Source organism: Enterococcus sp. DIV1411a (assembly GCF_050531945.1).
GTDB classification, from domain to species: Bacteria; Bacillota; Bacilli; order Lactobacillales; family Enterococcaceae; genus Enterococcus_B; species Enterococcus_B faecium.
Genome location: NZ_CP172892.1, coordinates 1189381 through 1213116, shown reverse-complemented (window position 1 = coordinate 1213116; position 23736 = coordinate 1189381). Strand labels below are relative to the sequence as shown.

Sequence of the window (23736 nt, the reverse complement as noted above, 5' to 3'; positions counted from 1 at the left end):
ACTTTTCCTAATGATTAGGCAATGGAATTTGAAATGAAATAGTGAAATTTAACAATCTTTAATATTTTTTAGAAAAAAATAACAAATAAGTTGAAAGAATCCCGTTGCAAATTATTTCAGTTGCACCAGGATTCTTTGATAATTTTTTAGTTTTATGTGTTTTTTTATGTGTTTTTTCACTTTTTCGGAATAAATATTTATTTGTTAAAGTAATTAAACAATCCGCTAATCGTTTGATCTGGCATTTCTATTTCCTTACCATCTAAAGTAACAGTAGTAACGACAAAATGGTCTTGCAATGGCGGAACTTCTAAGTACTGCCCTTGCAGAAAATCATTCACTGTTTCATATTCTTTTTTCATTTCTTTTGAATCTGTCGATGGTTTATAGCTTATTTTTAACATAACTAGTGCTCCTTTTTATTCGGGACGTGCAATCGTGAAAATTTCTCCTATTGCTGCATAATCATTTCCTGCCAAACGGCTTACAGCATTCAATTTTCTTGGATCGATCCTTCCTGTCTTATCATCATAGACTGTTTCATTTAAATGATATTTCTGTACTTCTAGCAAAAATAAATCAGCTGTTACTTTATTTTTATTCCGTATCTCGACATGTTCATATAAGGATGTTTCAAAACGAACTTTTGCTTCTGTCAATGCTGGTACTGAAATGATTACTGAATCAGTTAAAGTCAAGTCAGTCAGGTACAGTTCGCTTTCCTCATTAGGCAGATTGGCTGCTGTTTTATTTACTTCTTCTACGTTGTCCTCATCAAGGATATGGATAACAGCTTCTCTTGTCTCAAGAATATTCTTTGCTGTGTCTTTTACTGCATCTTGTTTTCTTTGGATCGCCAAGGATAAGATGGGTGGATTCGAACTGACGATATTGAAGTAACTGAAGGGTGCGATATTCACTATATCTTTTGCTGATTTAGTCGTTACTACTGCTACTGGTCTAGGGATGACTGAACCAATCAGCAACTTGTAATTTTCACGTTCTGTCAATTCTGAAGGACTCCGTTCAAACATGGTTTCGCCTTCTTTCTATAAAATTCGTTAAAAAGCAGATCTTGAAGACAAAATGAAAAGTAATGCTTTTTTCATCTTCTTAGAATCTGCTTTAAACTATCTATCAATTTTTCTTTTTTGTCAAGAATCTGTGCCGTGCGTGTTTTTTAGTTATTTGCTTTACTTGCGGCTTCGACATATCTTTTAGTGATCAATTGCGGACGGGTGATAATAGATCCAACTACGACTGAAAAAGCACCTAATTCATATGCTTTCTCTACTTGTTCAGGAGAGTCAGTATGTCCTTCCATAATTACTGGGATATCGACTTGTTCTATGATTTGATTCAATAAATCAAAATCAGGTGTCTGCGTCTTTCGTGAATATTCTGTATAGCCTGCTAAAGTCGTAGACAAAAGATCAAAACCATCTTCTTGCGCTTGAAGCGCTTCCTCAAAAGTCGAAATATCTGCCATAGCTAACCGACCGTGTTCGTGAATCATTTGGACAAGTTCAGCAGTTGTTTTTTCTGTCGGACGTTTACGAGAAGTTGCATCCAGTGCAATGATTTCTGCTTGCGTCTCCAAAAGTTCTTCCACTTCTTTTTCTGTCGCAGTAATAAACACTTCTGACCCATCGTAATCTCTTTTGATAATCCCTATTACCGGTAAATCAACGATTCGCTTGATTTCATTGATATCTTCTGTCGTATTTGCTCGAATACCAACTGCTCCGCCTTCTTTTGCAGCCAAAGCCATTCTCCCCATAATAAAAGAACTGTGTAGCGGCTCGTTTTCCAAAGCTTGACAAGAAACGACGACTCCGCCTTTGATTTGTTCCAGTGTATCCACAATATCTCCTCCAGTAATGTTATATAAAAATACAGCTTCATATAAAAATGTAACCCTTTTCTATTCAGGAGTCAATAATGAGCTATTTCTTTCAGCAGACCTTTCTTACTAAAAGAAAATTACTTCAAATTCTTCGTATACGACCAGCTTCTCTTCTGTAAATTCTATGTTCAACGCTTCTTTATAAGCATGTTTAAAAAACTCAGCATGGACTTTCCGCCAATAAGCTAATGTCCGATCCCCTTCTCCTTCTTTCCAAGCATGCTCTTTCGTGACTTCACTAAAAGGCAAGATGGTCACATTTATATTTTTGATGATACAAACTGGTTCATTTTTTCCATTCAGGACCACGTCTAATTGACCAACTTTTGGTAAAGGCTCATTCTCTTGTTTATACAGATCGTAACCACTTGATGTACCAGTCTTTATCTTTTTTACAACTAGTTCGCTCAACTCGTCTGCCATTTTTTCTGTATCCCCAAATGAAAAGAAACCTAATTTTTCTGATTGATAACTAGGATATTTTTCTTGGAACTTTTTGACATATTCTTCTACTTGCTGATACATAACATCCACTCCTTTGCTTTTTATAATGAAAAAACCATCCAGATACTAGTATAAACAATTATCTGGATGGTGAGCATAATGAATTATTGAATATTCAAGACACGCAGACTATCTTCAACGATTTGTTTTGGTGTTAAATGATAACGTTCATAAAGCTGCCCTACAGGAACGCTATCCGTGAATTCTTTCTCTGCACCAAAATTTAATACGTTCATTGAAGAATCACCATAATAACGACTGATATTTTCGCCAAATCCTCCTGACAAACTACCATCTTCTAATGTGATGACTAATTCATGTGTTTCTTTTAATTTATCTAATGTTTCTACGTCATTTTCTGTGATCGTTCCTGGATTGATCAACGTTGCTTCGATTCCTTTTTTTCTAAAAGCTTTTACTGTTTCTTTTCCTAATTCAAGAAAACCGCCTAAAGCTAAAATTGCTACTTTTCCTCCATTATTTACTGTTTGATAGGCTGGAATACTATAATCATTTGCGATAGCTGTACCATGTTCTACACCATGTGTAGGAATTCGGATTGCTACAGGCTGCGCTGTTTGTTCGAACGCCCAATCTAGCATAGAGATCATATCCTCTTTTGTTGCTGGAGCAAGATATTTGATGTTCGGGATACTTGATAAGTAAGGAATGTCAAATGTTCCTTGGTGTGTTCGGTCACTAGCTGAGATCGTTCCGCCACCGACTAAAATAATCACTGGATTCTCGTTGATCGCTAAATCATGTGATAATTGATCATATGCCCGTTGCAAGAAAGTACTTGATTGGAAGACGACTGGACGTACTCCCTGAGAAGCCAAAGCAGAAGCGAAAGTGATAGAGTGCTGTTCAGCGATCCCCACGTCAAAATAATGATCTGGATGTTTTTCTTGGAATGTTTTCAGTCCAAAGGCGCCTGGTATCGCTGCATTGACTGCGGCAATAGGAGCTGTACTTGTTTGCATTTTCTTATCCAAATAATCCATGATGATCATATTAAATGTTTCTCCAGAAGTTACCTGCTTTGCCTCCCCGGTGGACAGATCAAATGGTACATGCCAATGATATTTCATTTTATTATCGATTGCCGGCTGATAACCGCGACCTTTTTCCGTATGTACGTGAAGTACAATCGGATGATCAATATCTTTTACTTCTTCAAATAAACGGATCACCGTTTCCAGATCGTTTCCATTATCCACGTAACGATAATCAAATCCCATTGCTTTAAATAGGTTATTGCTGCTTTTACCGTTGGTTTGACGAAGCTCAGCTAAGTTTTTATATAAACTGCCATGGTTCTCATCAATAGACATCTCATTATCGTTTACTAATACGATTAGATTGGATTGTAAAACACCACCATTGTTCAATCCTTCAAAAGCTAAGCCACCACTTAGGGAGCCGTCACCGATAAATGCTACCACATTTCCTGATTCTTTCTTCAGATCACTTCACAGTAATGTCCTTTTTCAAAACCATTTTTTCGACCAGTTAAAAGCTTATGACCATAAGACTGATGGGAAACATCCCAAACGATTTTATCCTTTGGTGAATCAAATACATAATGAAACGCAATCGTTAATTCTACTACACCTAGATTCGGACCAACGTGCCCACCTACATCGCTGTCCTTTTGCAAGATTTTTTGGCGCATCTCTTCTGCCAACTGTTTCATTTACTCAACAGATAATTTTTTGACATCTGCGGGGCTATTGATTGCATCCAATACATGTAATACTGTACTCATAATACATTCTCTCCTCCGTACTATCTTCTTTTAATGAAAATAGATTTGTTACACTTTATCTATTCTACTACTTAGAGTTGACTCTAAGTCAATAGCATTTTAAAAAAATTTCAGAGAAAGCTTGTTATATAAGTAGATCTTCGCACGAATCAGGACTCAAATAAAAACCTTCTACAGACAACTAAAAAGCTTTGTAGAAGATCTCCTAATTAAGGTCTCATCAAGAAATATGTTTTTTTAATAGGTGAAGTTCCTGAGCAATATGATACAAATGGATGTTTGCACCTTTTAATGAGATTGGATAGATCTTTGTCTTTTCAGTTTCTAATCCATTTTGATAGCTAGCAGCATCGCACAAAACCACTCTTTTTTTCGCACATAGACATTCATCAGGCAATTCTTCTAATGAACGAAATAAAATAGGATTTATTTCGGCGATGCCTTCTTCCGCATACAAATGAAATTGGGTTCGATAAAAAAATTGTTTGACTGAACTTTCTGAAACAACAAAAATTTCTATTTCCTGTCTCCCCGCTTGTTCACTGTTGATCAAAGAAAGACTTTTGACGAATTTTCGAATGAAATTTTCATTCCATCTTAGTTGGATTTGATTTTTCTTTTTCCACTCTTCCAATATTTCTACAATTTTTCCGTACAGAAGTTGTTCTTTTTCTGATAGAAGATAGATCCTTTCCGGTAAAAATACTTGTCCATCTGCCCACAACGTACGGACAAATTGTAAAAAGGATTGCTTGAAAATAAAATTTTCTGCATCGTCGATTTCAGCGATACTAATAATCTGTAAAATCAATTCATTCAGTGATAGGTCATTGAGAACAAAATTTTTATAAACAACTTCGAAATCTTTTCTTAACAGCTCCATGTTCTCATTGGTATAATTTCTACTGTTGAACAAAGAAAAAATATAATAGACATCTTCTTCTTGTAAGTCTAGAATTCCTTTTTGCTCTTCCAATCCTTGACAAACTAATTGAAATAACGGCTTCGTTTCTGCGCTTTTCTTATCTTCTTCTTTCAGTCCAAGGGGAAATGCCTTTCTTCCGATTGCGATCTCTATTCCTCGTATGATAAAGGACTTTTCATCTTCCGAATATCTTCTTTTAAAAAAATGAGTCTCTACATAATCAATCAACTCGTTACAAGCTTCTTCTACATACGGATTTTTATTTTCATAGCCTTCCCAATTGACATAACGTACTAAAGCTAGCAAGATGTTCCGCGAGTCAAATTCTGGGATAATGATTTCTTTATTTTTCAAATAATCATTTTCTTTAAAAAAATCCAATACGATTTTTTTGATTGTATATACTTTGCTCAAAGAAATAAATTCAAGATCAGCCAGTTCTGTACTCGTGAATATACCATTAAAATAATAACTTAAAAACTTTAAAAAATAAGATTGACCGTACAGAAACTGTGTGAGCTCAGAAAGAGCAATACCATGTTTGAATACGAGTTTATACTTATGCTTCTCTCTTACTTGTTCTTTTATGCAATATTCTAGACACTCGGCTAGACTTTCTAGATCGTGAAGGATCGTTGGTGTAGTCACCCTTAGTGAAATAGCTGTTTGTTCGATATCTATTTCTTGGAATTCAAATAATTGTTCACACAGATACACTTTTCTAAATATATTTCGCTCGATGTAATTTTCCAGCATTCCTGATACACGCCTCCAGTTTTTCTTATGATTTTATTTAATCATATCTGTAAATCGTATTTTTGTTTCCTTTTTATTTAGAAAAGCCCTTTCAAAAACCAATAAAAAAAGAAACTGGGACAAAAGTCAAACAAGCTCACAATCTCAGCCTCATTGTAGGTAGCTTTGAGCCGTTTGGACTTTTACCCCAGTCTTTTTTAAGAATGCTTATTCAAAGATGTCAGCGTCTAGTTCTTTGACTACATCTTTCAACAATTGGATACCAGCTGCGCTGTTACCAAATGGATCTAGTGCCGGGCTGAAGACACCTATGCCGTAACGATTTGGCACAGCTGCCATCAACCCGCCGCCTACACCGCTTTTTGCAGGTACACCAACATGGACGGAAAACTCTCCTGATTCATCATACAAACCAGCAGTTGTCATAATTGATTTGACGATTGTAGCACTTTCTTCAGTAATGATTTGTTTGCCATTCCAAGGAGCGATTCCTTTATTTGCCAGCACAGCAGCTAATTTTGCTATGCCTGTAGCGGTGACATTGAGGGAGCATTGTCTGAAATAAGCATCGAGTATCTCCGGTACGTCTCCTTCGATCATTTGATTACCTTTCATATAGTAAGCAAGAGAGCGATTGATATCACCTGTTCTTGATTCAGAATGATAGATTTCTTCATTCAATGTGATATTAGGATCATCACAGATCTCTTTCATAAATGACAAGATTCGCTCAAATTTTTCATCTGCATCTTTACCGGCAATCAATGAGGTTGTTGCAATCGCTCCTGCATTAACAAAAGGATTCATTGGATGTTTGCGATGATTGATTTCCATATTCATGATAGAATTGAAAGCAAATCCGGTTGGTTCCGTGTTGATTGTTTGAAAGACTTTTTCTATTCCGTTGTCTTTGATTGCTAATAACAATACGGGAACTTTTGACATGCTTTCGATGGCAAAGCGCACATCGGCATCTCCACCCTCAATCAGTTGTTTTGTATCCAAATCATAAATCGCCATACCTAATTGTTTGGGATCTACTTCAGCTAATGCTGGAATGTAATCCGCCACTTGTCCTGTTTGATAATAGTGGAAATTTTTTCCAATCAATTGTTCTAATTCTTTTACTTCCATTTGAATAACCAGCTTTCATTTTTTATTTTTCTGCATGCTGGAATTTATGACGGCATGCGTAGATCGTAAATGGAATAACTAAGACGATAAGATAAGAAACAATCAGAATCGTTTCATAAATCCCGTGCTGTCCAGCTGCGATACTAGCAGGTGGAACAAATGAGATACAAAAAGCAAAAAGTGAAGTCAAAAGACCTAAACAAGCAACGATTACTTTTACAACTTTTCCGCCTGGAACCTGATAGGCTCTTTCAAGACTGTCATCTTTAAAAACCAGCTTCAAATAGCCCGCGAAAAACATAAAGTACAACATCAGGTAGATTACAACAGTCAATGACATCGCTGCAAGAAATGAAAGATTATTCCCCCCGCCGCTTAATGTAAAGACGGCTGCCCAGATTGTTGCAACGATCCCATTTGCGATCATCAAATGAGCAGGAACACCGTGTGTGTTTTCTTTTGCAAAATATTCAGGAAGTAATCCTTCTTCTGCTGCTACGTGAAGTGCTTTTGAAGGAGAGGTTACCCAAGAAGCAATTTCTCCGATGACACCTAAACAAACAAGAATCGCAAGAATTTTCGCAATCCATGCAAGATTTGGATCAATGTGTCTTAATAGGAATTCTAACGATTGGATCACCCCTGTATTAAGAGATAAACCATGTTGAGGTACTGTAGTAGCGACGGTCAATCCGCCAAAAGTATCTAAAATGATTGCCAGAACAACCAATACAAACATTGCTAATGGATAATCCTTTTTAGGGTTTTCCATTTCATTTGCATGACTGGCAGATGTTTCTACGCCCATATATGCTAAAATAAAGGAAACAAAAACAACCAGCGTAGGCAATTTCGAAAAATCAGGAATCAATGTTTTCATAGACAGTGTCGTTTGTAGTGGAGCGCCTGAAGCGACATAATGGATCCCTAAGCCAAACAAGACTAATGCTGGCAACAAGATACCAGCTACAAAACCGATCCGAGCAATTAATGAAGTGTATTTGGTTCCTTTTAACTGAGAGAGTAAAATAGCCCAGAAAATAATCAATAGGATTGCCAATTTCAGATATTTATTGTTTTGTATAGCACCAATACCCGTTGCATAGGATAATGCACCAGTTAAGAAATACAGCATGGTCAAGTAGCCAACTGTTATCTCAAACCATTGGAAAAAGATTGCGGCAAAACCGAATCGTTTTCCCAATGTGCGACTGACCCAAGTATAGACACCGCCTTTTTCCCATCCTTTCACCGTTGCCATCTCTGCTGCGCACAATGCCACAGGGATAAACCATAGCAAACCGCCTAATAACAAGAAAAATACTAAGCTGAAGCCTGAGGTCGCGAATGTGGGATATTCATATAATGAAACGACCATTGAGATGGTCATAGCCATAAAGCCAAAGAACGTTAATTTTTTTGCAGGAATTTTCGTTTTGCTTTGTTGCATGAATCTTCCTCTTTTCTATTTGAATTTGTTTCAATTGAGTTTGTTGCCAAAGAAGAAAAAGTCCAATCCTTCTTCTTGTTCTTCTTTTGTAGTAGTGATCGTTGTAAAGTGCATCGCCGATTTTAAAATCACTGTTGTCAGCACATAGGCATACACGGCAGTAATGATGACACCAATCACTTGAATCCCTAAGAAGTACCAGCTGCTTGGATTCGTTAGTAAATGGCTGTTAGATGCAAAGATCCCTATCAGAATCGTACCTGTGAATCCGCCCATGCCATGAACACCCCACACATCAAGTGCATCATCCCATTGTTTCTTTTTACGAAAATCAACAGCAGCATGACAGACGATACCCGCAATGATCCCAATCAGCATGGCACTTTTTGCTTCTACATAACCGGCACAAGGCGTAATGGCTGCCAATCCAGCAACGGATCCTGTTAGTACGTCGACAAAATCAAAGCCATTTCCTTTTACTTTTGCAATGATCAGCCAAGTAATCATCGCAAATGCAAGAGCGATGAATGTTGAACCAAATGCATTGACTGCTTGTTCATCTGCTCGAAGTGCACCACCGGAATTAAAACCGAACCAGCCAAACCAAAGCAGTCCTGTACCGATAGCAGCTGCCATAAGACTGCTATGCTGATTTCTTTCTCCTAAAGGAATCTTTCTTTGACCAAGTGTGAGGATACATGCTAGAGAGCCGAATCCAGCTGTCGTGTGGATGACTGCTCCACCAGCGAAATCTCTAAATCCCATCTGATCCAAAAATCCGCCGCCCCATATCCAGTGGCAAACAGGGAAATAAATCAGCAGATTCCAAAAAATAACAAGTATAATATATCCTTTTAAATTCAATCTCCCTGCAAAAGCTCCTGTCATCAAAGGAACCGTAATCACGATAAACATCAGTTGGTAAAGAAAGAACATTAAAAATGGAATCGTTGCACCATGAAACATGTTGGGGAAGCTTGTAACATGTCTCATCAAAAAGAAATCTGCCGGGTTTCCAATAACACCGCCGATATCCCGTCCAAAGGCCAATCCGAATCCACCAAATACCCACATAATCGTTGTTATCCCAACGGAGAGAAAAGATTGAGACATGATCGTTAGTATATTATTCTTCCGTGCTAATCCACCGTAAAAAAATGCTAGACCAGGAGTCATCAGGCAAACCATTGCTGTACATAAAATCATGAATGCTGTATCTCCTGTATTGATAGGTAATGTATTCATTTTTTTCGCCTCCTTTCTACGATTACGAGTATAAAAGAAGGTGTAGTTGTTTTTTTCTTCTGTTTTTTTGAATTAATACTTGCGTTTATAAAAGACAGACAATTAATAAAAGCTTGATGTGTTGTGCTTTTTTTCGTTTTTCACACAAAAAAAGACAAAAAATAAACGGTCTTCTTTTTATAGAAAACCGTTTATTTTCGTCTTTTTTTATTTTTAAAGATATTTTTTCATAAGGAATAAAGAATACTTCATATAAAATATATAAAAAAGAATCGCAGCGAATTTCGCTACGGTTCTCAAATTTGTTCTTCATTTCAACATAAGTTTTTCTTCAATTTGCTTATAATTTACGTGCAAAGAATGAAACGACTAATACTAAAATGATTGCACCGATCAATGATGGAATGATAGCCATTCCTGCAATTGTTGGTCCCCAAGTTCCTAGTAAAGCTTGTCCAATTGCTGAACCTACTAAACCAGCAATGATGTTTGCGATGATCCCCATTGATGATCCTTTATTCGTGATTGCTCCTGCAATTGCTCCAATGATACCGCCGACGATTAATGCCCAAATAAATCCCATTTTAAATTCCTCCTAACTGACTTTTTACTTCTTATTGTACACGTGGTTCGTTATTTTCTTTGACTTTTTGTGCACCTTTGCCTACAGCAGATTTTGCTTTATCTGTTTGGCGTGAAGCAAATTGTCCAGTTGATTTTGCTGCTTCTGTTACTTTGTCTTGTACTGTTTCTTGATCTTTTTGGTATTCTTCTTGTGTTTTGATGTCTGCAACATTCACATTCACTTCGATAACATCTAAATGTGTCATATTGTTGACTTCAGTACTGATCAATTCTTTGATTTGGTTGTAAATATCTTCGATGTCTTTACCGTATTCTACGATCACATCTAAATCCACAGCTACTTGTTTCTTACCTACTTCTGTATTGATACCTGCTGTTACGTTATCTGTGTTGACTAATTTTTCAGCCATATTTGAGAAAAATCCGCCATCTAATGTCAATAGACCATCTACATCTTTCAATGCATAACCGATGATTTTTTGGATGACTTTGTCTTCATAAGTCAATTCACCATTCATCATGCGGTTTTCTCCTTTTTCATTTGCCAAAACTGATCCATTTGTTGTATTCATGTTTTTGTTTTCCATCTTTGTTTCCTCCTATGATTTAAAAAATTGATCAACTATTCCTGTCTGTTTCAAATAAAAACCGATTCCTGCGCCAATTGCTGTCATGATTATGATCAACAATGTCTTGAAAAATCCAATCGTTAACCATAAAACAGCTAGCAGTAGTCCAAGCCCCCCAAAGATAATAGGGAGCTTGTATGCTGAAAATAGTTCTTTCATTATTTGGCCCTCCTATTCCACTCGAGAGTGCTTGTAGTCTCTTGTATCTTCTTGTTCTTCATAACCGCTGTATGTGACTGCCACTTTGACCGTTTCTTTTGTTCCAAGTACTCTAGTCACTTCTTCTTCGATGTCTTGCATCAATACACCTGTTTTCCCTACTAATGAAGAAGTTCGTTTCAAGTCTCCGTTGACATGGATATGGATTCGATTTTTCGTTGAACGTATCCGTACTTTAGGTGAATGAATGAACTCTTCTTCGTGTAAATGGGAACGTACCAACCCTTCGATCGCTTTTTTGTCGATTGTTAGTTTGCCATCTTCCCGTTTCATAACGAAAGTTCCTCTTGACTTTGGATAGAAAAGAACGACTAGCAAGATGATAATAGCAAGAACGGCAAATACTACAGCTGCCCAGAAAATATATTGTTGCATGTAGTAATTCGTTAAAGTAAAGAAGCGAAATCGTTCCAATTGTTCAGGCATAATATACGGCGCATTGATCAACGCAATCGCTAGAAATACTGAAAGTAGCAGTAAACTCATGATAACACCGATTATTTTTAACCCCTTATTCATTTTCCACCTCCTATAAACTTATTTTTATCCTGTAAATAACTCTACCGACAATCACAGTATAGATAGCGAACAGTTAGCATAGCACCAGTAAATAAAGCGCTACCAAACATTGCTGGATCATAACGGCGTTTTATTGCCAGTCTGATACTGAAATAACAATTGCTTACTTATTCTCTATTTACTTTTGATTGCTGGCTATACTTAAAGGATATTATTCAAGATTAAAAATTGCAAAGATTATGCTCAGTTATTATTACAAGATTCTATTTATTTATTAAATTTTTTCGATAAAGTCCATATAATTGTGTAAAAGATAAAAGGCCATGTAACAGCCCTTTTACGGTACAATGTTTTTAACCACAAAAACATACCCAGGAGGACGTTACATGACCCAAGTACATTTTACACTGAACAACGAAGAGGTTCAAAGTATTATTGAACATTCGGTAAAAGATGATGTTTCTAAAAATATTTTAACCACTGTTTTCAACCAATTGATGGAAAATCAACGAACAGAATATATTCAAGCCGATGACTATGAACGTTCAGAAAGTCGTCAGAGTCAAAGAAATGGCTATTATGAGCGAGACTTTACGACTCGTGTGGGTACACTCGAATTAAAAGTGCCTAGAACACGTGATGGTGAATTTTCACCGACGGTGTTTGAGCGTTATCAGCGAAATGAAAAGGCACTGCTCGCTTCAATGCTTGAGATGTATGTTTCGGGCGTTTCGACACGTAAAGTTTCAAAGATTGTTGAAGAGCTATGTGGAAAATCTGTATCGAAATCTTTTGTTTCTAGCCTGACTGAGCAGTTAGACCCGATGGTCAACGAATGGCAGAACCGTTCACTCTCAGGTACGAATTATCCTTATCTGATGACTGATGTTCTCTACATAAAAGTCCGTGAGGACCATCGAGTGCTTTCTAAAAGCTGCCATATTGCGATCGGGATAACAGAAGGTGGCGACCGTGAAATCATTGGCTTCATGATTCAAAATGAAGAAAGTGATGACACATGGTCCATCTTCTTTGAATACTTAAAAGAACGCGGCCTAAAGGGGACAGAACTCATCATTTCTGATGCCCATAAAGGCCTAGTGTCTGCGATTCGTAAGTCATTTACCAACGCAAGTTGGCAGAGATGCCAGGTCCATTTTTTAAGAAACATCTTCAGTTCCATTCCAAAAAAGAATTCAAAACCGTTTAGAGAAGCAGTAAAAGCGATCTTTAAGTTTACGGATATTGAACTCGCTCGAACAGCTAAGAATGCCTTAGTCGGTGAATATATCGACCAGCCTAAATATACAAAAGCCTGCGAAATATTGGATAATGGCTTCGAAGATGCCTTTCAATACACGGTTATCGGAAATAGTCATAATCGGCTAAAAAGCACCAACCTTCTTGAACGACTGAACCAGGAAGTCCGCAGAAGAGAAAAGATTATTCGGATTTTTCCCAACCGAACGTCTGCCAATCGATTAATTGGAGCTGTCCTTATGGACCTTCATGACGAATGGCTCAGTTCTACAAGAAAATATATTAAGTTTGATCAATGAGAGACCGGTAAAACATTGTATAGTATTTTACACAGGATTATGGACTTGACTAGTGATATGATGGACTATTCTTTTTTATTTTTAACATTATTTTGATAATAATGATTATTTATTTAAAAATACATTAGATAACATTTGTTACGACACGAAAAAGCTTCACAAATAAATATCGTTATTTTAAAATGAGGGCGAACTCACACAATTAGGAGGAATAGTATGCCATTTATTGTTTACTTTTTTCTTTCATTACTCGTGATCTATATTCCATTACCAACATTTTTCCTGCTCGTCAATCGTCTAGCAGAGCAACATGATGCGATTACGGCTCTTACGAAACTTTGTTTACTTCTATTTGTTTGTCTAGATTACTTTACGAGCTATTATTGGCTAAAACAGACAAGAGTAAAAAAGAGATATATTTCTTCCTTGTCTTTTTCAATCTCTTTGAGTTTCTGATCCATTGCTTTTTACTTCATCAGTATCATACGATCCATTTGTGGATCATCTGGGTTTTCCAAGTGGTCGTATTATTTTGTATGTTCACCTTTCCTATCTCAAGAAAATTTAGGGAGGCATTGTTTTATTAAAAGGTTGTGAAAAAGCTGTCTTATAGCAATCAACAAGGACACATTTAAGGAAAAACTTTTAAAAATCTAATTGGGAATTTGCCCGCATAAATAAGAGGCTGTGACAAAAGTCTTGTCACAGCCTCTTATTCCGAATAAACAGTGTTCAAAAGCTTGCATCTTCGATAATAAGCCCAACCAAATGAAAAATATGAGAAGCTATTTTTGTTTGGCTGTTCTTATTACTTGATGAAGAACAGCTTTTTCACGACCTCTTTTAAAAGTCTTTTTACAGTTTTCGAGCAAAGAATGATACGATTAGTACTAAAATGATGGCACCAATCAATGATGGCACGATTGCCATTCCTGCAATACTTGGTCCCCAAGAACCTAATAATGCTTGACCAAGTGCTGATCCAACTAAACCTGCTACGACATTTGCAATAATCCCCATCGAAGAACCTTTATTCGTGATTGCTCCTGCAATTGCTCCGATAATTCCTCCGACGATAAGTGACCAAATAAATCCCATGTTTCGTTCCTCCTAATGTTTTACTTCCTTATTACTGAACCCGTGGTTCTGTATTTTCTTTTACTTTTTGTGCGCCGCTTCCAGCTGCTGATTTTACTTTATCTGTTTGATTCGAAGCAAATTCACCGGTTTTTTTCGCTGCGTCAGTTACTTTGTCTTGCACCGTTTCTTGATCTTTTTCAAATTCTTCTTTTGTTTTGATGTCCACTACGTTAGCGTTAACTTCGATCACTTCTAAGTGTGTCATATTTTTTACTTCTTTGCCGATTATTTCTTGCATTTCTTCAAAGATTTTTTCGATATCTTTGCCATATTCCACAATGACATCCATATCAACTGCTACTTGTTTTTTACCGACTTCTGTTTCGATCCCAGCCGTTACATTATCTGTATTCACAAGTTTTCCTGCCACATTAGAGAAGAAACCACCGTTTGCAGATAATAAACCGTCTACTTGTTCAATTGCGATTCCGATGATTTTTTGCACAACTTTATCTTCATAATTCAGCTCACCGCGCATTGAATCTTCCTGTTCAGAATCATGCTTTCCTTGGTTATTTGTATGATCAGAACCAAGTTTTCCTTGTCCGTTTGTGTGGTCAGAACTAAGTTTTTCTTGTGCTTTCGCATGGTCAGAAGGATGTTTTTGCTCTTCCACAGGTTTAGAAGGATCGATTGCATCATGTTGTTCTGGAACTTTAGATTCTGGAGTTCCTGGATGACGAGGTGCATGCTTTTCTGCATCATGTTTCTTCTCTTCTACTCCTTGTTGAACGTTAGGGACTACTGGATCTGGATGTGCAGATACTGGTGCTGTTTTGTTCTTTTCATCGTTCACACCATTTGATTGGTTTGGTGTCGTTGGGTCTGGATGTGCAGACACTGGTTTTTGGTTGTTCATTTTATTGTTATTATTTTTGTTATTGTTATTCATGGATGTTTCCTCCTAAGATTTAAAATAGTGATCTAAGATTTTCGTTTGTTTCAGATAAAAACCGATAGCGACGCCGATCGCTGCCATGATCAAGATCAATAAGGTCTTGAAAAAGCCCACGGTGATCCATAAAACGGCTAATATCAATCCAAGTACCCCAAAGATGATAGGGAGCTTGTATGTCGAAAATAGTTCTTTCATTTTTGGTCCCCCCTATTCTACTCGTTTGCGGTCATTGCTTCGTTTAGCTGGTTCTTCAAAGCCTGTGTATTTCACCGATACTTTCACTGGCTCTTTTGTTCCCAATATGTGTTGTACTTCATTTTCGATTTCTTTCATCAATGTTCCTGTTTTACCAATGAGTGCTGAAGTTCGTTTCAACTCTCCTTTTACATTGACGGCGATCTTGTTTTTCGTTGCTTTGACATTTACTTTTGGTGAATGGATGAATTCATCTTCATGCAAGTGAGAACGAACCATTCCTTCAATTGCTTTTTTATCCAACGTCAACTCCCCATCACCATGTTTCAGTAGAAAGTTTCCGATTGTTTTTGGATAAAACAGGAAAACAAGTAACGTGATAATTGTCAAAATAGCAAATGCAACGGCAAGCCAAAATACATATTGTTGCACGTATGAATTAGTGATGGAAAAGAATCGAAACTTCTCTAGCTGAAAAGGCAATGGATAGGTTGCACTTAATAGTATCGCAAACAAAAGCACAGATAGCAAAAGTAACGTTCCGATCACTCCGATCGTTTTTACACCTTTATTCATTTTCGCACCTCCTCATAGGGGTGAAACGATCAACTTCTTATAAGTTGATCGCTTCTCCACCAGTTACTCCGTAAATTTGGGCTGTAACATAACTTGCTTTATTCGATGCTAAGAAAACATAAACTGGTGCTAATTCTCCTGGCTGACCTGCACGTTCTAGTAAACTTTGCTGACCAAATTCAGGGATCGAATCAGAAGGTTGTCCTTCGTCTAGTTGTAATGGTGTCCAGATTGGACCAGGTGCTACACCATTTACACGGATTCCTTTAGGTGCAAGCTGTTTTGCTAAACCGATCGTAAAGTTAGCGATTGAAGCTTTTGTTGCTGCGTAATCTAATAAATGTTCGCTTGGATTGAATGCTTGAACAGAAGTTGTTGTTACGATTGCTCCTCCTGCTGGGATATGCGGAACAGCTTCTTTCACTAAAGCAAACATAGCGATGATGTTTATCATAAATGTGTCTTTGACTTGCTCAAGTGGTAACTCAGCAATAGACTGACAAGAAATTTGCTGTCCTGCGTTTAGTACCATCGTATCTAGCCCGCCAAGTTCACTCACGGCTTTATCTATGATTTCTTTAGGTGCTTGTTCGTCACGAAGATCAAAAGGTAGTAAGACAATCTTACGTCCTGCATCTTTCACGTATTTTGCTACTTTCTCTGCATCTTTTTCTTCTCCTGGGAAGAATTGAAGAGCGATATCTGCCCCTTCTCTAGCAAATGCAATCGCTGCTGCACGACCGATCCCTGAATCTCCACCAGTGATTAGTACACGGCGGTTTTCTAGTTGATTATTGCCTTCATAGGATTCTTCTCCACAATCAGGAACAGGAATCATATTCTGCTGTAAAGCGGGTGTATCCTGATCTTGTTTAGGAAATTTCTCCGTATGGTACAAGTTTCGCGGGTCGATTAATTTTGGTTCTGTCATTGCTGTATTCCTCCTAGTTTTTAAGTTGTATTGCCAAAACAAATTTCTTTGTTTGATACCTGTTTTAAATAGATTCTTTAATTTGTATAATCTTTCCGGTATAAATGGTAACCTAAAACTACTGCTGCTATCAAAGAGCCAAAGACTACGAGTATAAAGCCTAGAGCAGAACTTTTACCCGGTAATCCTCCTGTATTCATTCCCCAAATCCCTGCGAACAACGCCGGAACGGAAATGATTAATGCAGCTGAATCTAGATATTTCATGATATGATTTAGATTATTGTCCATCATCCCGTTGAATAGATCACCAATACTCTCTAATAAATCTCGATAGATCTCGATCATTTTTTCTGTTTGTCGCTGTCTCAAATGGACATCATAGAGTAGCTGTTCATCATCTAAACGTTTGATGAAAGTTTCAGAATTCCATAATTGATCCATTGTTTCCCGTTGATCTCTTAAGGTATGATCGATATATACGATGTCTCTTTCAAGATCTGCCTGTTTATACAGTTCTTCATTTTCCGTTGTTTTACGAGCTGCTTTATCCAAAGCGTCAATTCGCTTTTTCATCTCTCTTAGTTCTTTCACGTAATGGGTGTAAATATCTAGTAATGTATACGTGATGATCTTTTCAAACGAGTTTAAATGATTTCCATGCTTTGTCAGCAGCCGATCCACAAATTCGGTTTTTCTATCGATACAAGTAATCAAGAGATTATCGGAAAGTACAAAAGATATTGGCGTTAATTTTTTTTCGATACGATTATCTGACTGATCTAGATTAATCACTACCAAAGAAAATGGATGCTCTAGTTTCGTCTCATAAAGGCGCTCCATCCGAGAAACTTCTTCCGGATATTCGGTTCCTACGAAAATATCATCAGGAAGCTCGAATTCTTCGATTGCTTGCTCAATCTCTTCGGGCTTTGCACTATCAAGTACGAGCCAATTATATTTTTTTTCATCTGTTTCTGTTACATTCTTTTCTTCATCCACAAAGTAGTATCTCAATGTATACCTCCTTTTTGGACTTTCTCGAAACTATTAGCTGAAGAAGCAGTTCTTTAATTTGATATTATAATCGAGTACTGCGATTTCATTTTCTAATGAAAAGCTGTCAAGCTGTTTGTTAAAGTCCATGTTCAATCGTTTACCGAAATAATTTTGCTCTAATTTAGATGTATAGATGTCCAATAATGGATGCTCGATTTTAGTCGCATATTCTCCAAATTCCGAAACAAAAGGAATGATTTGAAAAAAGCTGCCTTTTGCAAAAGCACATTTGTCCCTTAAAAATGGATCGGAATCATTGATGAGCGCGAGTGCGATTTTTGTATTTTCCCCAACCTTTTCAATTAACGTCTCTACTGCATTTTTAGACATTGTAATTTCCATTCCTACTCCCCTCTTCAGTTGTTGTCTTCTATTATTTAACAACTACATCTGTTTTTGGTTGAACTTTTGCGTATTTCGGATATTTAGGGAATTTAGCTACACAGCGGAAAGCCGTCATCCCTGCATATTTTTCGTAATATTTCTTCGTTGGCCCTTCAAAATCCTTGCTCCACGGTTTCACATGTCCTGAAAAATGGATAATGTAAGGATTGTTGCGAGTTTCTTCGTATTCACGTTCGCCTGCTGCTGTTGGATGTTTTTTTGCTTTTGCCATGATATAGCCTTGTGCATTCCAACGCGGATGAAGTGGTAACCAACGGTCATGTAAGATAGCATTTAATGCATCTTGGTCATGGAATCGTAATTTTTCTGGATTATGTTCGATGAAATCTAATACTTTTTGCGTAATATTTTCATCTAACCATTTTTTCACATTGATCAGCATCAAACCTGAGTTGAAATAACGCATTGATTTAGCTGAAATTTCCATTTTTTCCAGTCGTTGATGGAACCCAGCGTCTTCAACAGCTGCTACGATTGAATCACCGAAGTCAAGACGCCATAATTTAGAGATATCTTGTAAAGCGATCATGTCGCAATCCATATATAAGATACGTTCAACTTCTGTGCCGCGGAACAATTCCGGAATCGCAATACGATAATAAGCTGTTTCCGGAATACGATCGCTGATTACCACATTTGTAAAGAATTCTTTATTGATTTTCAAGAATTCCACATCTGAGTTCATTCGTGCGTTTTTCACTGAGAAGCGTAAAAGCTGTTTACTTTCAAAATCGATATCATCGTCAATCACATAGAACCGAACAAATTTAGACGGGTTGCAATTATCTAATACTGAGACAAATAATGCAGCTAAATGTGGTACGAATTTTGTGTTACAACTTGCGACTACTGCTATTTCTTTTTTATTCATTGATCTCGCCTACTTTCGTTAGAGTACTGTGTGCTAATTTTTTTAAGTATAAATTGGTATACGGATGATCTTTCAACGTATTCCAAGGTTTATCATGTCCTGTAAAGTGAACGATCGAAGGTTTTTCATTTCCTTCTTTATACTGACGTTCATATTTTTCATTTGGTGCTGGATGACGTTCAAAAATCAGCGAAGTCTGCATGTTCCATTTTGGATGAAGTTGTTCCCAATCTTCATAAAGTACAGCATTCAAAGCATCTTGGTCGTGATAGATGATTCGATCGCTATTTTCACTGAGGTAATGGATAGTTTTTTCTGTAATTTCTTTTTTATTCCATTGATCAATGTCAATCACCATCACTCCTGAATTGAAGTACAAGTCATCGGAATCGATTCCTAATCTTTCCAAAGCTTTCACTTGGCCTGGATCGATAATAGCGCCGATTGTTTTTCCATTTAACGGCTCATCATATAGTTTTACGATATCGTCTAGTACTAACACATCTGAATCTAAGTAAAGGACTTTCTTATAATCCTCTTTAGCTAATAAGTTTGGTAAAGAAATTCTTAAGTAAGCGGTAGTTGTGATATGGTCACTGACTAGGAAGTCTTCGTAGATATCTTTTTCCACTGTCAGGAATTGGATACTTGCATTACTTGAATATTTATTTACCGTTTCTTCCAATCCTTCTTTACTATATTCTGATAGACCATCGTCAATCACATAAAATTTTATGCGTCTTGTTTTATTGCAATTTTCTAATGCAGTTGCGATCATCACGCTCAAGTAAGGAGCATAATTTTCGTCTGAAGCAGTTACCACAGGAACTACGCCGTATCTCTTCTCCATCAAAACCACTCCTTTTTCTAATCTTTTTCTAACCTGTTATACATTTAGAATATTCCTCATTTGGTTTTAAAGCAAAATATATGCTTTGTTTTCATTGAATATTTTAAAATTTTTTTATCACAAAACGCATTGGTAAGCGCTAACTATTCGTTTTTCATGGCTTTTTATTCAAAGGTATTGACCAAAAACTACTATATATAGCCACCTTTTTCTTAAGAATGTTTTTTGAAAAAATTCATAATGACAAAGCAAGTTAGTTTCATTTTTTTAAATTCTCATTTAATCTTAAGGTAACAGGAAATTAGATATGTAAAAAGAAAGTAGGAAGATAAAATGAAACTAGCAGCGATTGATTTAGACGGTACCTTACTTGATCGAAATGGAAAGATACCAGAAGAAAATATCCAAGCACTTCGGAAATTTGATGAAAATGGCGGAATCGTAACCGTCGCTACCGGAAGGAACAGCATTTCTGCTAAAGATATTTTTTCCGAATTAGGAATCGGTGGCTATTTGATTTCTTCCAATGGTTCACTGATTGCTGAAATGAAGGATGGAAAAATGGCGAAAGTTCTCAGACGTTCAAAAATAGATAGCGATACACTGAGAAAAGCCTTCTTCTATGCTCAAGAAGCGAAAATATCCATCATTGCTAGCCGAGAAACCCAAGATGATCAGCTGACATTCGATGAATCAAATCTAGTCAAAGATGACCCTTATTATGAACATTTCAATTTGCAGAACCATTCTTTTGATCAAATTTTAAATATGTTGGAAGATCCTTCTCTTAGCTATCTTAAATTAGCATTAACAGATAAGAGTGAAGAAAAACTACAGAAGCTACAAAGAGATCTGCAAGCAGATGGTATCCAATCAGTATTCTCTGATCCGCATTTCTTAGAAATCACGCCTACAGGTATCACTAAAGCTCATTCACTTGTTTTTCTGGCGGATTACCTTGGAATCGAATCGGGTGACATCATGGCTTTTGGCGATCAAGAAAACGACATTGCTATGTTGAATTACAGCGGGTTGAGTATTGCGATGGGGAATGCACAGCGGCAAGTAAAAGAAATTGCAAACCAAGTAACGCTGACGAATGAAGAAGCTGGTGTTGCTTATATTTTAAAAAACTTCTATTGAAAATAAAAAAATGACGATATGAATGTAGGAGGAAAGAAAATGTTAGTTATTATTGATATGCAAAATCATATTCTTGATCCAAACAGCGAATTTTATATTCCAGAGTCAGATCAATTGGCAGAACGTATTGCTCAAAGATTAGCTAAAGCACGCCAAAATAATGAATATATTCTCTTCACACGGGATATTCCAGTTGAACTGAAGGACAAAGAAGAAGAACGAGAAGATTTGCAATTGATCCCTCTTCTTTCTCCACAAGAAAATGAACGAGTGATTAAAAAGTATTACTTTACGATTCCACCTGAAACTTTAGCTGAAATCCAGGAAACTTTATTTGAAAGCAAAGAAGAACAAAAAGAGATCGAAGTAGTCGGGATTGAAACAAACTTGTGTGTACTCTCTAATCTGATAGGCCTGCAGAGTGCTTTTCCTGAAGCAGACTTTTTTGTTGATCCAATGTTAGTCTCCAGTAGAAAACACGGAGAATCCGCTTTAGAGCTGTTGAAAGATTTCAACGTCTCTATCGTCGAATCATAAAAATATCTATCTTCATTTACGATATTTAGCACACAATAAAAAAAGCACGCAGAACTGTTTTAGTCCTACGTGCTTTTTTTATCAAAGTAGATTGGCTTTTTTATGACACAGAGTTAAACGGCAGGCTCACGACCTCTTTCTTAAATGGTGTTCAATCAGCTGACCCTCGGTATTAGCTCAACAAACGGCAAAATATGAGGAACTATTTTTCCGTTTGTTGAGCTAATACCGAGGGTCAAAACGCTGATTTCACAACCTCTTCCTTAAACGGTATTCAAAAGCTTGCATCTGCAGTAATAAGTCCAGCCAAGTAAAAAACATAAGAAGCTGTTTTTACTTGGCTGTTCTTATTACTTGATGCAGGGCAGCTTTTTCACAACCTCTTATGTACCTTGTAGGACTCGAACCTACGACCGGACGGTTATGAGCCGTCTGCTCTAACCAACTGAGCTAAAGGTACATCATAAATAAAATTTATTTTTGTTACTTTTCAACTATAGTACGAATGACAAACGATAAAGTCCATATAATTGTGTAAAAGATAAAAGGCCATGTAACAGCCCTTTTACGGTACAATGTTTTTAACCACAAAAACATACCCAGGAGGACGTTACATGACCCAAGTACATTTTACACTGAACAACGAAGAGGTTCAAAGTATTATTGAACATTCGGTAAAAGATGATGTTTCTAAAAATATTTTAACCACTGTTTTCAACCAATTGATGGAAAATCAACGAACAGAATATATTCAAGCCGATGACTATGAACGTTCAGAAAGTCGTCAGAGTCAAAGAAATGGCTATTATGAGCGAGACTTTACGACTCGTGTGGGTACACTCGAATTAAAAGTGCCTAGAACACGTGATGGTGAATTTTCACCGACGGTGTTTGAGCGTTATCAGCGAAATGAAAAGGCACTGCTCGCTTCAATGCTTGAGATGTATGTTTCGGGCGTTTCGACACGTAAAGTTTCAAAGATTGTTGAAGAGCTATGTGGAAAATCTGTATCGAAATCTTTTGTTTCTAGCCTGACTGAGCAGTTAGACCCGATGGTCAACGAATGGCAGAACCGTTCACTCTCAGGTACGAATTATCCTTATCTGATGACTGATGTTCTCTACATAAAAGTCCGTGAGGACCATCGAGTGCTTTCTAAAAGCTGCCATATTGCGATCGGGATAACAGAAGGTGGCGACCGTGAAATCATTGGCTTCATGATTCAAAATGAAGAAAGTGATGACACATGGTCCATCTTCTTTGAATACTTAAAAGAACGCGGCCTAAAGGGGACAGAACTCATCATTTCTGATGCCCATAAAGGCCTAGTGTCTGCGATTCGTAAGTCATTTACCAACGCAAGTTGGCAGAGATGCCAGGTCCATTTTTTAAGAAACATCTTCAGTTCCATTCCAAAAAAGAATTCAAAACCGTTTAGAGAAGCAGTAAAAGCGATCTTTAAGTTTACGGATATTGAACTCGCTCGAACAGCTAAGAATGCCTTAGTCGGTGAATATATCGACCAGCCTAAATATACAAAAGCCTGCGAAATATTGGATAATGGCTTCGAAGATGCCTTTCAATACACGGTTATCGGAAATAGTCATAATCGGCTAAAAAGCACCAACCTTCTTGAACGACTGAACCAGGAAGTCCGCAGAAGAGAAAAGATTATTCGGATTTTTCCCAACCGAACGTCTGCCAATCGATTAATTGGAGCTGTCCTTATGGACCTTCATGACGAATGGCTCAGTTCTACAAGAAAATATATTAAGTTTGATCAATGAGAGACCGGTAAAACATTGTATAGTATTTTACACAGGATTATGGACTTGACTTGACAAACTCTCACAAGTTTCAAAATATAAGTAAAATAATATTGTTATTCTTATTTCTTTTACTTGTTTCACAACTATTTTGTTACTTTAATTTT

General features: G+C 37.0%; 26 protein-coding genes, 1 tRNA gene and 2 pseudogenes. 5 read left to right on the top strand and 24 right to left on the bottom strand.

All coding sequences use genetic code 11. From position 1 onward, the window contains the following. Positions 1 to 197: 197 nt before the first annotated feature. From IGJ87_RS05850 to amaP (IGJ87_RS05785), 14 genes and pseudogenes are all read right to left on the bottom strand, one after another. Positions 198 to 404 (bottom strand): hypothetical protein, encoded by a 207-nt coding sequence (locus tag IGJ87_RS05850; protein ID WP_002287763.1) that lies wholly within the window; start codon positions 402 to 404, stop codon positions 198 to 200. A 15-nt stretch (positions 405 to 419) separates the two neighbouring features. Continuing rightward, a complete protein-coding gene (locus IGJ87_RS05845; protein WP_002297470.1) occupies positions 420 to 1034 on the bottom strand; it encodes a flavin reductase family protein in 615 nt (204 codons plus the stop codon). 146 nt (positions 1035 to 1180) lie between these two features. Next, positions 1181 to 1864 (bottom strand): N-acetylmannosamine-6-phosphate 2-epimerase, encoded by a 684-nt coding sequence (locus IGJ87_RS05840; RefSeq protein ID WP_002287767.1) that lies wholly within the window; start codon positions 1862 to 1864, stop codon positions 1181 to 1183. 108 nt (positions 1865 to 1972) lie between these two features. After that, on the bottom strand, positions 1973 to 2431 hold the full coding sequence (locus IGJ87_RS05835) for an ASCH domain-containing protein (protein WP_002295936.1): 459 nt from the start codon (positions 2429 to 2431) through the stop codon (positions 1973 to 1975). A gap of 83 nt (positions 2432 to 2514) precedes the next feature. Beyond that, positions 2515 to 4106, bottom strand: a pseudogene (locus IGJ87_RS05830) (1-deoxy-D-xylulose-5-phosphate synthase). A 292-nt stretch (positions 4107 to 4398) separates the two neighbouring features. Beyond that, a complete protein-coding gene (locus IGJ87_RS05825; RefSeq protein ID WP_002295937.1) occupies positions 4399 to 5859 on the bottom strand; it encodes a hypothetical protein in 1461 nt (486 codons plus the stop codon). A gap of 207 nt (positions 5860 to 6066) precedes the next feature. Then, positions 6067 to 6993, bottom strand: a complete 927-nt coding sequence (gene glsA, locus IGJ87_RS05820; protein ID WP_002295938.1) for a glutaminase A — start codon at positions 6991 to 6993, stop codon at positions 6067 to 6069. Between the two features lie 22 nt (positions 6994 to 7015). Continuing rightward, positions 7016 to 8443, bottom strand: coding sequence for an amino acid permease (locus IGJ87_RS05815; protein ID WP_002325727.1), 1428 nt, complete (start codon positions 8441 to 8443; stop codon positions 7016 to 7018). 30 nt (positions 8444 to 8473) lie between these two features. Beyond that, positions 8474 to 9688, bottom strand: a complete 1215-nt coding sequence (locus tag IGJ87_RS05810; RefSeq protein ID WP_002325728.1) for an ammonium transporter — start codon at positions 9686 to 9688, stop codon at positions 8474 to 8476. An 85-nt stretch (positions 9689 to 9773) separates the two neighbouring features. After that, positions 9774 to 10001 (bottom strand): hypothetical protein, encoded by a 228-nt coding sequence (locus tag IGJ87_RS05805; protein ID WP_080032953.1) that lies wholly within the window; start codon positions 9999 to 10001, stop codon positions 9774 to 9776. 27 nt (positions 10002 to 10028) lie between these two features. After that, positions 10029 to 10271, bottom strand: coding sequence for a GlsB/YeaQ/YmgE family stress response membrane protein (locus IGJ87_RS05800; RefSeq protein WP_002290686.1), 243 nt, complete (start codon positions 10269 to 10271; stop codon positions 10029 to 10031). 31 nt (positions 10272 to 10302) lie between these two features. Then, on the bottom strand, positions 10303 to 10860 hold the full coding sequence (locus tag IGJ87_RS05795) for an Asp23/Gls24 family envelope stress response protein (RefSeq protein ID WP_002295944.1): 558 nt from the start codon (positions 10858 to 10860) through the stop codon (positions 10303 to 10305). 12 nt (positions 10861 to 10872) lie between these two features. Then, positions 10873 to 11061 (bottom strand): DUF2273 domain-containing protein, encoded by a 189-nt coding sequence (locus IGJ87_RS05790; protein WP_002290682.1) that lies wholly within the window; start codon positions 11059 to 11061, stop codon positions 10873 to 10875. A 12-nt stretch (positions 11062 to 11073) separates the two neighbouring features. Next, positions 11074 to 11640 (bottom strand): alkaline shock response membrane anchor protein AmaP, encoded by a 567-nt coding sequence (gene amaP, locus IGJ87_RS05785; protein WP_002297459.1) that lies wholly within the window; start codon positions 11638 to 11640, stop codon positions 11074 to 11076. A 386-nt stretch (positions 11641 to 12026) separates the two neighbouring features. Between amaP (IGJ87_RS05785) and IGJ87_RS05780 the strand changes: the two genes are divergently transcribed. Together IGJ87_RS05780 and IGJ87_RS05775 are read left to right on the top strand one after the other, a co-directional pair. Then, positions 12027 to 13199, top strand: a complete 1173-nt coding sequence (locus tag IGJ87_RS05780; protein WP_002323245.1) for an IS256-like element IS1542 family transposase — start codon at positions 12027 to 12029, stop codon at positions 13197 to 13199. Between the two features lie 216 nt (positions 13200 to 13415). Next, a pseudogene (locus tag IGJ87_RS05775) lies at positions 13416 to 13786 on the top strand (hypothetical protein). Between the two features lie 268 nt (positions 13787 to 14054). Here the strand turns inward: IGJ87_RS05775 and IGJ87_RS05770 are convergent. The 9 genes from IGJ87_RS05770 to IGJ87_RS05730 all read right to left on the bottom strand — a co-directional run bounded on the left by IGJ87_RS05770 (position 14055) and on the right by IGJ87_RS05730 (position 20123). Further along, positions 14055 to 14297, bottom strand: a complete 243-nt coding sequence (locus IGJ87_RS05770; RefSeq protein ID WP_002291278.1) for a GlsB/YeaQ/YmgE family stress response membrane protein — start codon at positions 14295 to 14297, stop codon at positions 14055 to 14057. A 31-nt stretch (positions 14298 to 14328) separates the two neighbouring features. Next, positions 14329 to 15231 (bottom strand): Asp23/Gls24 family envelope stress response protein, encoded by a 903-nt coding sequence (locus tag IGJ87_RS05765; RefSeq protein WP_002298670.1) that lies wholly within the window; start codon positions 15229 to 15231, stop codon positions 14329 to 14331. Between the two features lie 12 nt (positions 15232 to 15243). Continuing rightward, entirely contained in the window at positions 15244 to 15432 is a 189-nt protein-coding gene (locus tag IGJ87_RS05760) for a DUF2273 domain-containing protein (protein ID WP_002291274.1), read from the bottom strand. 12 nt (positions 15433 to 15444) lie between these two features. After that, positions 15445 to 16008 (bottom strand): alkaline shock response membrane anchor protein AmaP, encoded by a 564-nt coding sequence (gene amaP / locus IGJ87_RS05755; protein ID WP_002296677.1) that lies wholly within the window; start codon positions 16006 to 16008, stop codon positions 15445 to 15447. A 37-nt stretch (positions 16009 to 16045) separates the two neighbouring features. After that, entirely contained in the window at positions 16046 to 16939 is an 894-nt protein-coding gene (locus IGJ87_RS05750; RefSeq protein WP_002298671.1) for an SDR family oxidoreductase, read from the bottom strand. Positions 16940 to 17016: 77 nt separating this feature from the next. Beyond that, the gene (locus tag IGJ87_RS05745) at positions 17017 to 17940 is read right to left on the bottom strand and encodes a magnesium transporter CorA family protein (RefSeq protein ID WP_002376595.1); all 924 of its coding nucleotides are present in this window, start codon (positions 17938 to 17940) and stop codon (positions 17017 to 17019) included. Positions 17941 to 17988: 48 nt separating this feature from the next. Beyond that, a complete protein-coding gene (locus tag IGJ87_RS05740) occupies positions 17989 to 18339 on the bottom strand; it encodes an iron-sulfur cluster biosynthesis family protein (protein ID WP_002298673.1) in 351 nt (116 codons plus the stop codon). A gap of 31 nt (positions 18340 to 18370) precedes the next feature. Then, positions 18371 to 19273 (bottom strand): glycosyltransferase family 8 protein, encoded by a 903-nt coding sequence (locus tag IGJ87_RS05735; protein WP_002298674.1) that lies wholly within the window; start codon positions 19271 to 19273, stop codon positions 18371 to 18373. Beyond that, entirely contained in the window at positions 19266 to 20123 is an 858-nt protein-coding gene (locus IGJ87_RS05730; protein ID WP_002298675.1) for a glycosyltransferase family 8 protein, read from the bottom strand. Before IGJ87_RS05730 ends, IGJ87_RS05735 begins: the two co-directional genes overlap by 8 nt. Positions 20124 to 20456: 333 nt before the next feature. Here IGJ87_RS05730 and IGJ87_RS05725 point away from each other — a divergent pair, with 333 nt between their 5' ends. Next, positions 20457 to 21266 carry a Cof-type HAD-IIB family hydrolase gene (locus tag IGJ87_RS05725; protein ID WP_002298676.1) on the top strand — a complete coding sequence of 270 codons (810 nt, stop codon included), beginning with the start codon at positions 20457 to 20459 and terminating at the stop codon, positions 21264 to 21266. A gap of 39 nt (positions 21267 to 21305) precedes the next feature. Then, positions 21306 to 21803: an isochorismatase family cysteine hydrolase gene (locus IGJ87_RS05720; RefSeq protein ID WP_002296667.1), complete on the top strand. Its 498-nt coding sequence runs from the start codon at positions 21306 to 21308 to the stop codon at positions 21801 to 21803. 386 nt (positions 21804 to 22189) lie between these two features. Here the strand turns inward: IGJ87_RS05720 and IGJ87_RS05715 are convergent. Continuing rightward, a tRNA-Ile gene (locus tag IGJ87_RS05715) sits at positions 22190 to 22263 on the bottom strand. A gap of 154 nt (positions 22264 to 22417) precedes the next feature. Between IGJ87_RS05715 and IGJ87_RS05710 the strand changes: the two genes are divergently transcribed. Continuing rightward, positions 22418 to 23590 carry an IS256-like element IS1542 family transposase gene (locus IGJ87_RS05710; protein ID WP_002323245.1) on the top strand — a complete coding sequence of 391 codons (1173 nt, stop codon included), beginning with the start codon at positions 22418 to 22420 and terminating at the stop codon, positions 23588 to 23590. The last annotated feature ends 146 nt before the right edge of the window (positions 23591 to 23736 follow it).

Bases quoted from the DNA above. Each gene is read 5' to 3' on its own strand.
- IGJ87_RS05825 (WP_002295937.1), bottom strand. From the start codon at position 5,859: ATGCTGGAAAATTACATCGAGCGAAATATATTTAGAAAAGTGTATCTG.
- IGJ87_RS05805 (WP_080032953.1), bottom strand. From the start codon at position 10,001: ATGAAGAACAAATTTGAGAACCGTAGCGAAATTCGCTGCGATTCTTTT.
- IGJ87_RS05835 (WP_002295936.1), bottom strand. From the start codon at position 2,431: ATGTATCAGCAAGTAGAAGAATATGTCAAAAAGTTCCAAGAAAAATAT.
- IGJ87_RS05815 (WP_002325727.1), bottom strand. From the start codon at position 8,443: ATGCAACAAAGCAAAACGAAAATTCCTGCAAAAAAATTAACGTTCTTT.
- IGJ87_RS05850 (WP_002287763.1), bottom strand. From the start codon at position 404: ATGTTAAAAATAAGCTATAAACCATCGACAGATTCAAAAGAAATGAAA.
- IGJ87_RS05810 (WP_002325728.1), bottom strand. From the start codon at position 9,688: ATGAATACATTACCTATCAATACAGGAGATACAGCATTCATGATTTTA.
- amaP (WP_002297459.1), bottom strand. From the start codon at position 11,640: ATGAATAAGGGGTTAAAAATAATCGGTGTTATCATGAGTTTACTGCTA.
- IGJ87_RS05730 (WP_002298675.1), bottom strand. From the start codon at position 20,123: ATGGAGAAGAGATACGGCGTAGTTCCTGTGGTAACTGCTTCAGACGAA.
- IGJ87_RS05845 (WP_002297470.1), bottom strand. From the start codon at position 1,034: ATGTTTGAACGGAGTCCTTCAGAATTGACAGAACGTGAAAATTACAAG.
- IGJ87_RS05795 (WP_002295944.1), bottom strand. From the start codon at position 10,860: ATGGAAAACAAAAACATGAATACAACAAATGGATCAGTTTTGGCAAAT.
- IGJ87_RS05740 (WP_002298673.1), bottom strand. From the start codon at position 18,339: ATGGAAATTACAATGTCTAAAAATGCAGTAGAGACGTTAATTGAAAAG.
- IGJ87_RS05800 (WP_002290686.1), bottom strand. From the start codon at position 10,271: ATGGGATTTATTTGGGCATTAATCGTCGGCGGTATCATTGGAGCAATT.
- IGJ87_RS05750 (WP_002298671.1), bottom strand. From the start codon at position 16,939: ATGACAGAACCAAAATTAATCGACCCGCGAAACTTGTACCATACGGAG.
- IGJ87_RS05780 (WP_002323245.1), top strand. From the start codon at position 12,027: ATGACCCAAGTACATTTTACACTGAACAACGAAGAGGTTCAAAGTATT.
- glsA (WP_002295938.1), bottom strand. From the start codon at position 6,993: ATGGAAGTAAAAGAATTAGAACAATTGATTGGAAAAAATTTCCACTAT.
- IGJ87_RS05760 (WP_002291274.1), bottom strand. From the start codon at position 15,432: ATGAAAGAACTATTTTCGACATACAAGCTCCCTATCATCTTTGGGGTA.
- IGJ87_RS05765 (WP_002298670.1), bottom strand. From the start codon at position 15,231: ATGAATAACAATAACAAAAATAATAACAATAAAATGAACAACCAAAAA.
- IGJ87_RS05790 (WP_002290682.1), bottom strand. From the start codon at position 11,061: ATGAAAGAACTATTTTCAGCATACAAGCTCCCTATTATCTTTGGGGGG.
- amaP (WP_002296677.1), bottom strand. From the start codon at position 16,008: ATGAATAAAGGTGTAAAAACGATCGGAGTGATCGGAACGTTACTTTTG.
- IGJ87_RS05720 (WP_002296667.1), top strand. From the start codon at position 21,306: ATGTTAGTTATTATTGATATGCAAAATCATATTCTTGATCCAAACAGC.
- IGJ87_RS05770 (WP_002291278.1), bottom strand. From the start codon at position 14,297: ATGGGATTTATTTGGTCACTTATCGTCGGAGGAATTATCGGAGCAATT.
- IGJ87_RS05725 (WP_002298676.1), top strand. From the start codon at position 20,457: ATGAAACTAGCAGCGATTGATTTAGACGGTACCTTACTTGATCGAAAT.
- IGJ87_RS05710 (WP_002323245.1), top strand. From the start codon at position 22,418: ATGACCCAAGTACATTTTACACTGAACAACGAAGAGGTTCAAAGTATT.
- IGJ87_RS05735 (WP_002298674.1), bottom strand. From the start codon at position 19,273: ATGAATAAAAAAGAAATAGCAGTAGTCGCAAGTTGTAACACAAAATTC.